The sequence below is a fragment of the Polynucleobacter sp. AM-26B4 genome, assembly GCF_018882285.1.
Lineage (GTDB): Bacteria > Pseudomonadota > Gammaproteobacteria > Burkholderiales > Burkholderiaceae > Polynucleobacter.
The window spans coordinates 1,637,329-1,652,112 of the sequence record NZ_JACVOT010000001.1 but is presented as its reverse complement, the minus strand read 5'-3'; the positions used below and the strand labels follow the sequence as shown (position 1 = coordinate 1,652,112).

At 45.4% G+C, this 14,784-nt stretch carries 5 protein-coding genes; all 5 read right to left on the bottom strand.

The window, feature by feature from the left end; translation table 11 throughout:
* The coding region (locus ICE88_RS08600) for a glycine-rich domain-containing protein (protein WP_216251662.1) at positions 1 to 5,904 on the bottom strand (5,904 nt) is incomplete at its 3' end.
* A gap of 3 nt (positions 5,905 to 5,907) precedes the next feature.
* Positions 5,908 to 7,593 carry a ShlB/FhaC/HecB family hemolysin secretion/activation protein gene (locus ICE88_RS08400; protein ID WP_216251658.1) on the bottom strand — a complete coding sequence of 562 codons (1,686 nt, stop codon included), beginning with the start codon at positions 7,591 to 7,593 and terminating at the stop codon, positions 5,908 to 5,910.
* A 355-nt stretch (positions 7,594 to 7,948) separates the two neighbouring features.
* Positions 7,949 to 9,055 carry a helix-turn-helix transcriptional regulator gene (locus ICE88_RS08395; protein ID WP_216251655.1) on the bottom strand — a complete coding sequence of 369 codons (1,107 nt, stop codon included), beginning with the start codon at positions 9,053 to 9,055 and terminating at the stop codon, positions 7,949 to 7,951.
* 682 nt (positions 9,056 to 9,737) lie between these two features.
* Positions 9,738 to 10,601: a spermidine synthase gene (locus ICE88_RS08390; protein ID WP_216251653.1), complete on the bottom strand. Its 864-nt coding sequence runs from the start codon at positions 10,599 to 10,601 to the stop codon at positions 9,738 to 9,740.
* A gap of 118 nt (positions 10,602 to 10,719) precedes the next feature.
* Entirely contained in the window at positions 10,720 to 14,754 is a 4,035-nt protein-coding gene (purL, locus tag ICE88_RS08385; protein ID WP_216251649.1) for a phosphoribosylformylglycinamidine synthase, read from the bottom strand.
* Between the last annotated feature and the right edge of the window lie 30 nt (positions 14,755 to 14,784).

Sequence of the window (14,784 nt, the reverse complement as noted above, 5' to 3'; positions counted from 1 at the left end):
GCCAATGCTCAAACCAATATTTGTTGCGGTGATGGCTGTTGTTGATTTATTGAGTGTTAGTGTGTCGCTATCAGAATTGATTCGTACAGCATTTGTTACTAAAGTAATTGCACCACCATAAGTATTATTGCCGCTGATATTTCTTAAGGCACCGCCACTGCTAACGCCTGTGCCATTTAAACTCAATGCTTCGTCACCAATTGTGATACCGCCAGATAATTCAAGCGCAGCACCACTGGCCACAGTAACACCGCCCGCAATAGTGCCTAATGCCGTATTGTTTGACGCCCTAACAACTCCGTTATTGATTGCCGTTGCACCTGTGTAAGTATTTGCACCAGATAAAGTAAGAGTGCCACTACCATCCTTGGTTAAAGCAAACGCTCCAGATATCACTCCGCTTAGGGTGTAATTACCTGCACCACCAAAGGTTGTTGCGGCTGCCAACGTTACAGCGCCGCTTGCAGTTGAGGCTGTTGAACTTGAATTGATCAAAGCACCGTTATTGCTTAAACCGGGACCACTTAAGTTAAGTGCGTTTGCTAGATTAAAGCCATTAAGGTCTGCCGTGAATCCAGTGTTCACTGTTAATGTGCCGGTTCCAAATCCACCATTGGTGACTGAACCAGCCGATCCGGTTGAAGCAATACCAGCTATTAAAGTGCCACCAGAAACAGTCGTGCCGCCTGAATGCTCGTTTGCTCCCGATAACGTGATAGCACCACCTTCAGCATTGACTGTTAGCCTATGTGCACCAGTTACTTTGCCACTTAAGGTTGCTGATAACGCATTAAAAGTCAGCGTTTTACTTCCAACCGTTGTAAATGTATGTACCGTGTAACCAGCAGCAGATCCTGTTCCAGCCATACCATCATCAGTTGTAATTGCTACATCATTACCTGAAGCTGTATCTCCACCTAAATAGCGAACAATCACAATACCCGAGCCGCCCTTACCTCCGGCTCTAGAGCCATTTCCTGCTGTTACAGATCCTCCACCGCCGCCGCCGCCGCCAGTGTTTGAATTAGCTGCTGTACCAGCAGAGTTTGATGAACCTCCATTACCACCAAGCAAAACTGATCCAGAGCTGCCACCTGTAGAACCACCACCCCCGCCACCGAATGAAAATGTTTGACTAGCGCCTGAGATAGTTGAAATTAAACCAATACCGCCAGATCCACCAATCAAGGTACCATCGTTTACAGAAGATCCGGCACCGCCAGCGCCGCCACCACCGCCAGCACCACGCTGTGAATATTGAGCATACAGAGAGCCTGCCCCACCGCTGTTACCCTGAATTGCTGTACCAGCACCGCCAATCTTAATATGATTCTCAGCAGTTCCACCGCCACCACCCGAACCGCCAGATTGCGCATAGCCATTCCATTGACCACCAAGACCACCGCCAATTGCCGATAGATCGAATGCACTACTATTTCCACCACTGCCTCCAAATGAGGCGCCAGACACACCGCCAATACCCCCATCTCCAATAACAACATCGTAAATACTCCTGGTTGCTAGGTAAGTACCCTGAAGCAAACCACCCGCACCACCACCACCACCTGCAGCAGTTAAATCAAAGCCTGAACCACCACCGCCACCACCGCCAACGATGAGATATTCAACGTTGGTATCAAATGCAACTGTAGCGTTACCTGTAAGAGTAATGTCATTTATAAAACTAGAGACTGCTCGACCCAACAATAAAGTAGTATTGCCTGCAAGAGTCAGCGCTCCATTGCCAATAGAATCAGCCTTGTAAATACCTAACGTTCCAGTTGATAAAGTTGTTCCGCCTGTGTAATTACTTGAACCAGTTAATGAAACTGTGCCAGATTGATTCGAGCCATTAATTGTTAAACCAAAACCGCCAGTGATAACGCCGTTATAAACAAGTTTTTTTGTAGATGACGCAGCAAGACCACTATTTGCAGTAAGAGTAATTCCACGTGTACTATTTAAATTGATGTCAGAGCTTGCCTGTAACGTGCCTCCACTCAATGTAATTGAGTTGGCAGTAACAACACCTGGAACTCCACCTAAATTACTGTCAGAGCTGATTAATAAAATACCGCCTGAGATAGTGGTACCACCAGAATAGGTATTTACTCTTGATAAAGCTAAGGTGCCCGAACCCGACTTTGTTAAATTTCCACTACCTGAAATAACACCACTAATTGAATTTGAGTTTCCGTTAGAGTTAACAGTAAGGATGCTTAAATTAGAAACATCAGAACTGATTGTGACATTACCAGAGCCAGAAGAAATTGTTAAGCCGGTACTATTAGATCTGGATGATGCACCAATTGCATAGCGAATAATTACGACACCACTACCACCCGAGCCCCCTGGCACTCTACAACCATTGCCTGAACAGTCATTTAAACCAGTATTAGTCCCTGCAGAACTTGCAGATCCACCACCACCACCACCGCCAGTATTTGTTGTGCCATTAGCCCCCCTGTAAGCAGTATTACTATCTCCGTATGCTGATGCTCCACCACCAGCACCCCCAAGGGCGGCTTCTAAGAAACTCCAGCCAAAATAAGGTCCGCCGCCGCCGCCGCCGCCATAGTTAGCAGCGATTCCAGTAATTCCGGATGTAGGGCCATTACTACCATTACTTCCTTTTGCGCAACAGTTTGATCCTGCACCACCTGCTCCTCCAGAACCTCCAGTAACTCCACCGCCACCAGATGTACCTCCTGCCCCTCCTGCACCACCGGGTGCAACAGGCCCACGTGTGCCGCCATTTGCTGTATAGGTTACCCCACCAAAGTTAATACTGGAAGCCCCGCCATTGCCACCAACACCAGTGGACCACGAACCAGCCGAACCGCCACCACCTACTTCGACAGAAAAACTTACTAATTCAGAAATAGATACAGAACTCAGATCTAATACACCACCACCGCCGCCACCACCGCCGCCATCACCACCACCACCTCCACCGCCGCCAACGATCAGAAAACGAATATTTCCCATTCCAGGCTGTGCAGAAAACCTTCCTGATGAGGTGTATTGAACAAATAGCTCAGTGTTGCTTCCACTAACCAAAGATACAGATGCATCGTAAATATATCCTGCAATTTTTTGGGCATAAGATATAAAGTTGCTTGAATATGCACTAATGCTAGTAAACGAAATTGCACCACCCTGACTTGAAATAGACAAAGGATTTGAAGAGCCAAAGTTTGCAATTTGAACCGCAGAATTAAAGGTAATAGCGGTATTGGTGGTAGTAATGTTCCCTGTTAAGTAAGAAGTAATGCCTGTTCTTGAAACACTATTCACTACAAAGCCACTATTAGCGGTAATGGTGGCTCCAACTCCATTAGATAAGTTAACACCCATGACAAATTCTTTATTTGCACCAGGGTTTACAACCAATTGACCACTTATAGAGATATTGGCGTTAATGACAATGCTACCAACAGCATCAAACGTTAGAGTTCCAGTATTTATTGTTGAGATTGGAGCTATGATGCTGATATTTCCTGAAGCGCCATCCCAGCTAGCAGAGCATGTTGCACCTGAACAATTAGTACCAGTGGATGTTGTTTGAATCGTAACGTTGGACGTTAGGCCATTTTGAATAGCTGTTGCAGTGGTTGAATCAATGATTATATTGAATGGGTCAATCAGCCACATACCACCCCGACCAGCATTAATTGTTCCGAGTAGATTTAATGTGTGAGCTGAGGTTTCAATAAAACCGCCCACATAATCTGGATTAACTTGATTTTGATTATTCAGAGTATCTGTACTAATAACTGAATTAACATTTATATCGGTATAAATAGAAAACGGCAATGTGCCATTATCTGCATCATTGCCGATTAAGATTATGCCACCTTGATTTAATCCTTTTGCTTCGATATTAGAATCTGAGATCAAAGTATTATTAGTGGCGGATATTCCAATAGAACCACCTCGGCCATTTGAACCGTTGGTTTGGATTAATGCATTTTGTAGGATTAAGTCACCAGAGTTGGTAAATATATTGATATAACCACCATTATTACCATTGGATTGGATAATAGCGTTATTAATGTGAATATCGTCAGCTTGTGAGATATTAATCTCTCCACCACGACCATTACCACCATTTGTTTGGATTAATCCTTCGATAGTAATAATGCCAGTGCTATTAGCACTTAATATAATCGTACCACCATTAATATCACCATTGGCTTCTAACTTACCAGTCGATGCCAAAGTTAACTCATCCGCTGTGATGCGGATAGTTCCAACTGTGGCACTGTTACTTGTAACGCCGTTAACCGTAACCTGTGCTCTGGAGTTAACCGTGATGGCGCCATGGAAGTTAAAAATGTTAGCCAAGATGTTAACCAATGGGTTAGCTCCTGCCCCAATGATGCTACCGTAACCTGTTACTGAGTTAACTGCTATGATCGTAACTTTGTTAACTTCTATCTTGCTGTTTTGGGCCAGGTTAATGTTTTGTGCCTGAATCACCACTTCTAAGATTGAATCAGCTGCCTGGTTGATGACACCATAGTTATAGAAGGTGCCATCTGCTAAGAAAGTTAAGACTGTTCTTGTGCTTCCACTCTTCGTGATGGTTACGCCATGGTCAATCGTGAGGTTACCGCTGCCGTTCTGGGTACAGCTACCCCCTGAACAGACGTTGCCCTGCACCTGAACTGTGACGTTGTTGTTTTGCAACGCATCGCTGATTACCTGAGCAAAACCTGTGGTTATTAGGAGATCCATTGGATCCAATAGCCAAGTACCTGCTTTGCCTAGGGTGTTTCTTGCTGAAGTATCAACCTTTGTCTTGCTGCTGATCTCTAGGACTTCCTTAGAGCTGGTGTCAATGAAGCCGCCATTGCCGCTGGTCTTGCCACCCTTGGCTTCAAGCACGCCTGATACCTGGGTCTTCTTTTCTGAGAGGACGATGATCTGACCGCCATTGCCCTGCTCTTTGGCATTGGCCTTGATCTTGCTGCTATCCGCTAGAGCAATGGTGTTGCCTTTGATGTTGATCTGACCGCCATTACCTGTGCTGCTTTTGGCATTGGCCATGATGGCGCCTGAGTTCTGGACGTTATCGGCCAAGATCTCAATCACACCACCGTTGTTGACCATGGAGCTGGTGCTGATGCGCCCGCTGTTCTTGATGACTGAGCCCATCAACTGGGCGGCTGAGTTAGCGGCAATCACCACCAATCCACCTTCTACCTGAACCACTCGCTTGTTCTCAATCAATGATTTGTAGGCAGAAGCGTCGACCTTCACGGTCATGAGCTGATCGCCACGGAAGTCCAAGGTCACTTGGCTTCCACTGGCCAGGGCAACTACGTTAGCTGCTCCGCCCTTAGCAAGGATGTAGCCTTCGTTGCGTACTTCTGGAGCCAATAAAGCGATATAGCCTTTGGGGTCTTTGGTTTGGATCTTACCGTGGTTGACCACAGCGCCTGAGCCATTACCTTTGAAGGTGCTCTTACCTTCCATGAAGTCTTTGTCATTGATGTCCATGGTGGTGGCCACCAAAGCTCCAACATCAACTTGTGAACCTTTGCCAAAGATAACGCCATTAGCATTAGAAACGATGACCTGCCCGTTAGATTTGACCATGCCGTCAATCTGGGAGGCTGTGGCAGAAGTGACACGATTATGAATAACTGCTTGGGCATTAGGTTGAGTGAACTCAACCTTGGCTTGCGCACCAACATTGAAGCTCTGCCAGTTCACTACCGCACGTTGAGATGCTTGAACAACGTTCAATGTGTTGCCAGATTGAACAATGGTCGCAGAACCAGCCATGACCTTACCGCCAGAAGGTAGAGCGTCCGTGGCTACCGCAGATTGAGCGAATACCTCACCCGTTGCCAAAAAGGCAAGGCTCACGAGTAGGTATTTGTTCAGGGCTTTCATGGCTTAGAACATCCACTGGGCTTGAGCCCAAATGTAAGCGCCTTTGGATCGGCCATCGTTGTTAACACCCACGCCCTGTGCTGTGTACAAAGGGTTGTGTCCAAGTTTCCAAGCGACAGAAGTGCTAAAAATAAAATCTTGATCAGCACGCTTCAAGCCAACACCTGCACCGCGCAAGCTGTAGCTATTGTTGGCGTTCGTGTTACCACGCTCAAAAAGATTTTTATTGCGGTTTTGCTCTACAAAGCCGGCATCATAAAAGGCCGTAGCAACAAACTTATCTTCCAACTGTTGCTGAATCTCAATGTTGATCATGGCACCTTGACTACCACCGCCCTGAGAACCAGGATAAGCTCTTACACCAGATGGTCCACCCAAGTAGAACCTTTCAGCTGAGTCAAGATCAACAGAAGCAATTTGACCTGATATCGCTACAGAGAGGACAGTTTTATCAGGAACGATTTGCTGATTACGAGAGATGTTGCCTGTAATTTTTGTAAACGTGGTTGGCTTGTTGTTGCCGTAGTCTGGTGTCTCTGAACCAGCAATCACATGGCCCTTGGTCAAGTTCAGAGCAAGTGCATTTACACCACCCCCACCCCAACCATCAAAGGCATTGCCAGAGAATCCAAAAACCATGTTTTCAATGCGATAGTCACTGGTGGCTGCGCCACTAGACACTGCCTTGTTGATATACATTTTGCGATCAAGACCTGCCGATAAATTCGCGTTCTGAGCAGGACTCCTGAGCAATGGATAAGTCAGATTAAGTCCAACTGTTTTTGCGCGGCCAAAGGCAGCTGATGTGTTTTCTGGAAGGCTGAAATGACCCACGTTTTCGTAGTCTAGGTAGCTCGCAGACACACCAGCTCTGAGGCCATCTGTGTTGAGAGGAACTGAGTAACTGGCGTTTGAGAAATCTGATCCAGATGATTTGATGTTGCTGAAAGAGAGCTGATCACCCATAGACCCAGGGTTATCAAAAGTCATGCTCACAACGCGTTGGCCGATACCAGTACTGCGACTACCGTAATTGTTAGCCTCAACCTTGCCACGGTATGGCTTGGTGTCCGCGAGGTTCACACGTAAATCCACATCACCTTCGTTCTTGCCAGGCTCGAGCTGCGTAGTGACAGCAATACCTGGGGTTTCATTGAGGATGTAGATTGAGCGTTCAATCGATTGTGTTTGAACAATCTCGGAGAGTCTGTTCGCATCGGTGATGTATCGTCTTGCTCGGTCTTCGGTGAAGCGTGATGGGCCATTCGGCATGTCGATATGAACCGCCCCTAGCTTGGCTTCAAGGACCTTAAGAATGACGATGCCATCAGTGATTTTTTGAGGTGGTACTGAAACTTGAGCGAGCTTACCTTGGGTTTGGTACAAGGCTGCCACTGAGTCTGCAGCCTTTTGGAGCTCTTGAAAAGCAACGGTCTTACCAAGCCAAGGCTTGAGAGTTTCTTTGATGACTTCTTCAGACAAAGTCTTATTGCCATCTATTCGGAAGCCCTTGATGGTCACCTTCACCTCACTTGGCTTAGCCTCTTGAGGTTTGGCTGGTGCCTTGGGTGCAGAAGGCGTGGGCAAAGGCTGAAGCTTTGGCACTTGCTTTTGCAGCTCTTGCTGCAAAGCTCCAGCCGCAGGGTAGACTGGGTCGTTGACAGTTGCCGAATGCGCAAGTGTAGTCATGGCTGTAAAGCCAATAGCTACAAGGGGCATAAGGAAACGAAGTCTCATTTTTTCTCTGTTTTTTGCAAAAAAATGTTCTGAAAACTTTTCAGAACGGGTACGCGCATGCGATTTTAGAGGAATTCAACCCTATTAGCAAAAACAAAAGCTTCTAAGTTCTTGAATTAATTAGACTTCCTACAAAAACCTACAGAAATGATGTAGGCTTTTTTCATGCTGAAAAAGGGAAAAATGAACAACTTAGAAAGTTAACCAAGACATTTTTCACAAAAATTGATGGAATACAGGAAGGTTAAGAAACAAAAAAGCCACCCGAAGGTGGCCGTAAATTTACTTTTTCTTAACTTTTGAAAAGTTAATTCTTGGTAAAGAGGTCTGGGCTATCATTTTCAGCTGGTAAAGTTTGGTCAGCTTCTTTACTTTCTCGAACTGAGACTGCCTTAGAGATTAACTTTTTAAGGTCTTCTGGTTTTTTCATACCTAACTTACCAGTCATTCTTGAGCGGTGGACCTTAACACTGGCTTCTGAAGAGTTAAGAATGCTAGCGATCTCGCCATTCTTCTTACCTTCTGCTGCCAATAAGAAAACTTCATGCTCCTTATCGGTTAACTTTTCTAATAAACCTAGCTTTTCAGTGTCTGTTAATAAATCTGGGTTAACAGAAATAGTTTCAGTGGTATCGGCTTTCTTATTAATAGACTTTTCTTTAGCAGGTTTATCTTCTTTATTAAAGAAAGAGGTTTTTTCTGTAGATTTATCCTTGGCTGGAGATTTCTCAGCCAAAGCTGGTTTTACTAATCCATTCTTAATTAACAGGTCTTCTGATATTTGTAGTGACCAAGCAATATTGGCCACCAATGTTGCACCTAGATTAATCAGACTTGTCCAGTAAACCACCTCTGAAGTGACAATAATATAGTCACTTCCTTTGGCTGCTAATGCACCCAAAGTTAATAAGGCCATGAACACACCCTGAACCCAGAAGACACCACTGATTAAATAGATGTATTTACTTCTGGTTTTGAGTGCTTGAACACCGGCGAACCACCCACTATATATAAGTGTCGCAGAAACTGGTGCCAATAGAATGGCTTCAAGGCTTCCCAATGGGGCTTGGAATAATCTGCTGAAATTAAACAATGTAGCGGTCAAAGCCACGCCACCCAAGCATATTAAGGATGCTTTTTTAGGTAATGCATATCCAGACCATATACCTAATGAGCTCAATGTCACCAAACTACCCATTAATACTGCGATTGGACCTGCTACCCATGTATGAGGTAATGGATCTGCGATATTAAGCAGCGTTACGATGTAACCAAGGCCCATCAGTAGGTAACCAGCGGCCCAAAGGTAAGCTGAGAAGCCTTTTTTTCTGAATAGAATCAACTGAGTAACTGCGAAAGCAATGGCTATAAAGCCTGTTAAGTAGATGGTTGTAACGTTATCTAGAGGTAACATGATTAACCTTAACCTTTTTTGTTAATTTAAAGAACTGTGAAATTTACCTCAATTAACTTAATTGGTAAATGTATTCTTTGGTTAATTTCCCAATGTTTTGCCGTGTTTTGAGGCTTTTATTGTGGCCTGAAGGCTGATTACTGGGCTTTTATCGCCCTTATTTTTATCTTCTAGGCCTTTCTTCAGTGGTTTAGATGCTTCTCTTTACTTTTACTTGTCTCTCTACTTCTTCATGGGGCATCTTATATACAGCTTATGTTATTGACTTCAAGTATGTTGTTTCGCTCCCTGTCCTCCTCCCCTTTTATCTGGATTAGTACTTTATATGGATTGGTCCATCTTCTAAATCAGCCCTTTATATACCTTACCTTGCTTAAAGAGAATTATTTCCAGTTCTTTTGTTTACTTAATTAAGCGCATTAATTTCCTAATTAATATCTACGCCATGATCTTTTTAAGCTCTCCTTTATTTACTTTTTAATTGGTTAATCAATTTTTATCTTTTCCTGCTGCTTATCAATTTCACTAGGAATCACTCTTTTTGGTATTTTTTACATTTTTAACGTAATGTTTGCCTTAACGCATTTTAAGTGGCAGTTTATGAATAGCTTTCCAATGGATGTAAAAAAGCCACCCTTGGGTGGCTTTTGGAAATTTCTCAAACTAAGAGAAAAGAGACTATCTATATAGATAGGTAGTTTTCTTGTCGGGCATTCTCAGATCTGAGTCCTGGCACCCACGTTTTGGTGGGCAATCCATATTTCTTCTCTAAATAGGCTGCTCTACCCTTCACATCACTCCAGTCAACTTCCAAATGGGGGCCTTTGAAGGCAATCACGACGATATTGCAGTCATGCACTTGCTGAAAAACCATGACGCGGTTGTTAAAAGCATTACATATATTGATGATGTTGGTTTTATAGCTCTTATGGTTACCAAATAGATTGACCGTCATCACACCAGGTTCTTTAAGACTGTCATAACAGCCCTGATAAAACTCTGGAGAGCTCAAAGCTGGGCCTCTGGCAGTCGCGTCGTATAAATCTACTTGGAGTAGATCGATGCTTTCTTTATGTTTTTTGTTGGTGACGTATTTCAGGGCATCTGTTTGCAGCACATTGAGGTGTTGATTCGATGGTGGCATGTTGAACATGACTCTGGCCGCCACAATCACCGCTGGGTTGAGGTCAATCGCCGTGACTTGAGCCTTTGGAAAATGCTTATGAGCAAACTTGGTCAATGCACCTGTACCCAAACCCAACTGAACCATGTGGAATGGTTGCTGTGGCTTCTTCTTATCTTCTTTTTTGTGTTTAGCTTGATTCAGTCTTTTGTCATTGGGATCTAGGAAGAGTAAGCCAGCCATCATTTGTTGGGCGTACTCTAGTTCAATGAAGTCAGGCTTATTGATGCGCATAGCGCCCTGCACCCACCAAGTTCCAAAGTGTAAAAAGCGCACACCATGCTCTTCAGAGAATGTAACTGGTGCAAATGTTGGTTTGGGATCTTTTTTACTGACTATTTTTTTTGCTTGTTTGCTAGCCATCGCGGCCTCCGATAAAAGAATAAGGCTCAACGCTTGTTGAGCCTTATGGTCTAGTGCTTGCTTCAATTTAGAACGAGTAAGTCTTATTCAATTGTTCGATTGAATACTTTACTTACTCTTACTTTACCCAAGCTCTGGCATTGCGGAACATGCGCATCCATGGGCTTGCACCATCAGCGATGTCATGCCACTGCTTTGGAGCCCAGCTCATTTGTGCTGTTCTAAAGACTCGCTCAGGATGAGGCATCAAGACTGTGAAACGTCCATCCGGTGTCGTCAAGCCAGTGATACCTTCTGGTGAACCATTCGGGTTCAATGGATAAGTCTCTGTGGCTTGTCCTTGGTTATCAACAAATTTGAGAGCCACCAAGCCTTTGGCTTTTGTTTGCTCTTTGTTACCTTGTTGACTGAAGTTGGCAAAGCCTTCACCGTGGGCCACAGCGATTGGCAACTGGCTGCCTGCCATGCCTTGTAAGAAGATCGATGGTGATTGCGTCACTTCAACCATCACCAAGCGTGCTTCGTACTGTTCTGATTTATTGCGTGTGAACTTAGACCATGTATCAGCACCTGGAATGATGCTGGCCAAGTTAGACATCATCTGACAGCCATTACAGATACCTAAACCAAAGGTGTCTGGACGATTAAAGTAGGTTTGAAATTGGTCTTTGATCGCTGGGTTGAAAAGAATGGATTTCGCCCAACCTTCACCAGCACCCAAAACGTCACCATAACTAAATCCGCCACAAGCCACCAAGCCTTGGAAGTCTTTTAGGTTGACTCGTCCAGCAATCAGATCACTCATGTGCACGTCATAGCTTGAGAAGCCAGCCCAGTCCATGGCATACGCCATCTCTAGGTGTGAGTTAACGCCCTGCTCTCTAAGAATCGCGACTTTAGGCTTGGCACCTTTGGCAATGTAAGGGGCTGCCACATTGTCACTTGGATCAAATGTGAGTTTTGGCTGCATGCCTGCATCAGCCAAGTTGTCGACAAGATTGTTTTCGCTATCGGCGCAATCTGGGTTGTCACGCAAACGCGCGATCTGCCAGCTGGTGCTTTGCCATAGTTTTTGTAAAACGTGGCGTGGCACATCCAAAATCTTCTTCGCATCGCGCCAGATTTCTACTTGGCCTGTGGTGTTTGGCTTGGCAACCACATGACTGCAGCTATATAAGTTGTGTTGCTTGAGGATTTCAAAAACGGTGTCGCGGTGCTCGCGTTTCACTTGGATCAAGGCACCCAACTCTTCATTGAAGAGTGCTCTCAAGGTCAAATCGTTTCTTCTGCCAGATACTTGCTGAGCCCAGTTCTTGGCATCACCAAAATCAGATTCGTGATCTTTATCAAGCACCAACATATCCACATTGAGTGAAACACCAACGTGTGATGTGAATGCCATTTCAGTGGCGGCTGCAAATAGACCACCGTCTGAACGGTCGTGATAAGCCAAGAGCAATCCTTGACGGCGCATACTGATGATTGCTTTTGCTAGATTCTTTAGATCCTCTGGGTCATCTAAGTCTGGCGTGCTTTGACCAGCTTGGTCGATCACTTGAGACAAGATACTGCCAGCCATGCGGCTCTTTGAACGACCCAAATCAATTAATACGATTTCTGTATCAAGTGCTTGACCTTGCTCATCTTTGATTTGCAACAAAGGTGTTGTTGTTTGGCGTGTATCAACCACAGGCGCAAACGCTGAGATGATCAATGAAACAGGAGATGTGACTGATTTCTTTTCAGCAGTTTTTTCATCATCCCATTGCGTGCGCATCGACAAGGAGTCTTTACCCACCGGAATTGAAATACCCAAGGCTGGGCAAAGTTCCATGCCCACTGCTTTAACAGAATCAAATAATTTGGCATCTTCACCAGGATTGCCGCAAGCAGCCATCCAGTTAGCAGATAGTTTGATGTCTTCAATGCTGTCAATATCAGCAGAAAGAATATTGGTGATCGATTCAGCCACTGCCATGCGTGCTGCTGCTGGTGCGTTCATCACCGCCAATGGCGTTCTCTCACCCATTGACATGGCTTCACCACGATAGCCTTTGAAGTCCATCAAGGTCACAGCAGCATCAGCCACTGGTACTTGCCACGGTCCAACGAATTGATCGCGGGCGTTCAAGCCACCCACGGTTCTGTCACCAATGGTAATCAAGAATGATTTGCTGGCAACGGTTGGGTGTTGCAAAACCCAACTGGCCACTTGATCTAGTTTGACATCGGTGAGATCAATCTCAGGCAGTTTCTTTTCAAGACGCTTAACATCCCGGTGCATGCGCGGTGGCTTGCCCAACAGAACTTCCATCGGCATGTCGATCGGTAGACGCTCGTCTTTACCTTCGGCCTCTTTGGTGTCAACCAAGAACAATTGACGCTCTTTCGTTGTTTCACCAACAACCGCGATTGGGCAACGTTCACGATCACACATCGCCTGCAAAATTGGCAGACTTTCTTTTGCAATCGCTAATACATAACGTTCTTGAGATTCATTGCACCAGATTTCAGCTGGGCTCATGCCGCTTTCTTCTAGTGGCACTTTGCGCATATCAAAGGTGGCACCTAAACCAGCGCCATCAGCCAATTCTGGGAATGCATTCGATAAACCGCCCGCTCCCACGTCATGGATAGAAACAATTGGGTTCTTCTCACCCATGGCACGACAAGCGTTGATCACTTCTTGAGCGCGGCGTTCGATTTCTGGATTGCCACGTTGCACTGAATCAAAGTCCAAGTCAGCAGTATTCGCACCAGTGGTCATTGAGCTCGCAGCTCCACCACCCATACCAATGCGCATACCTGGGCCACCCAATTGAACCAAAAGGTAACCGGGTTTGATTTCTTTTTTGTGGGTATGACCATCATCGATGGCACCAATACCACCAGCGATCATGATGGGCTTGTGGTAACCGCGGCGCTCACCATCAATGGTTTGCTCAAACACGCGGAAGTAACCACCTAGATTCGGGCGACCGAATTCATTATTGAACGCCGCACCGCCCAAAGGACCTTCAATCATGATTTGTAATGGAGAGGCAATGCGCTCAGGCTTACCATACGCCTCTTGGTCCCAAGGCAATTGACTGCCGGGCAAGTTCAAGTTCGATACTGAAAAACCAGACAAACCTGCTTTAGGTTTACCACCAATACCTGTGGCACCTTCATCACGGATCTCACCGCCAGAACCAGTGGATGCTCCAGGATATGGGGCAATCGCTGTTGGATGGTTGTGCGTTTCTACTTTCATGAGCGTGTGCGTCAAACGTGTTTGCTTCACATACTCTTGTTGTTCATTAGGGGCCCATACTTCAGCTTCACAACCCACCATGATGGCGGAGTTATCTGAATAAGCCACCACCGTGCCTTTTGGTTGCAATTGGTGCGTGTTACGGATCATGGCAAACAAAGACTTGTCTTGCTCTAGACCATCAATGGTCCAAGTGGCATTAAAGATCTTGTGACGGCAATGTTCACTGTTGGCTTGTGCAAACATCATGAGCTCAACGTCACTCGGATTACGGTTCAATTTTTTGAAGTTTTCAACCAAGTAGATGATTTCATCATCAGACAAGGCCAAGCCCATGGTGGTGTTGGCTTGTTCAAGAGCGGCTTGACCGCCTTTGAGAATATCAATACGTGTGAATGCTTTGTCGCTCAAAGTTTGATAGAGCTCAGCTGCTGACTCAATCGATGGCAAGGTGATTTCTGTCATGCGATCATGAATCGCTGCCAAAACTGCTTGGCGCTGAGCTTCGTTCAACGCTTTTTTACTGGTCCAGAAAAACTGCACACCGCGTTCGATGCGCAAGACACGCAAACCACAATGATGAGCAATGTCAGTGGCTTTACTGGCCCAAGGTGAAATCGTACCAATGCGAGGGGCTACAACTGCGTGATCTTGTTTGCCAGCAAATAAGCCTTTGGCCTCGATCAATTGGAATGGTTCACCATAATTCAGTAAGCCGGCCAAAACCTGCTGATGATCACCTGAAAGTTCAGCATCAGACCAGACAAAATGCACAAATTGCGCTTGGATCTGAGTGAGCTCGACGCCTTGCTCAGATAAAGAGCTTAAAAGACGCTGTTGGCGAAATTGAGAGAGGGCTTGAGACCCATTGAGGCTTAAAAAACGACGATTTGCAGGCATCCGAAGATTATAAAACGAATGGCATTCTTG

What these genes read in the sequence shown, in the direction of transcription:
- ICE88_RS08400 (WP_216251658.1), bottom strand. Translation starts at nt 7,593, where the DNA reads ATGACTACACTTGCGCATTCGGCAACTGTCAACGACCCAGTCTACCCT.
- ICE88_RS08395 (WP_216251655.1), bottom strand. Translation starts at nt 9,055, where the DNA reads ATGTTACCTCTAGATAACGTTACAACCATCTACTTAACAGGCTTTATA.
- ICE88_RS08390 (WP_216251653.1), bottom strand. Translation starts at nt 10,601, where the DNA reads ATGGCTAGCAAACAAGCAAAAAAAATAGTCAGTAAAAAAGATCCCAAA.
- purL (WP_216251649.1), bottom strand. Translation starts at nt 14,754, where the DNA reads ATGCCTGCAAATCGTCGTTTTTTAAGCCTCAATGGGTCTCAAGCCCTC.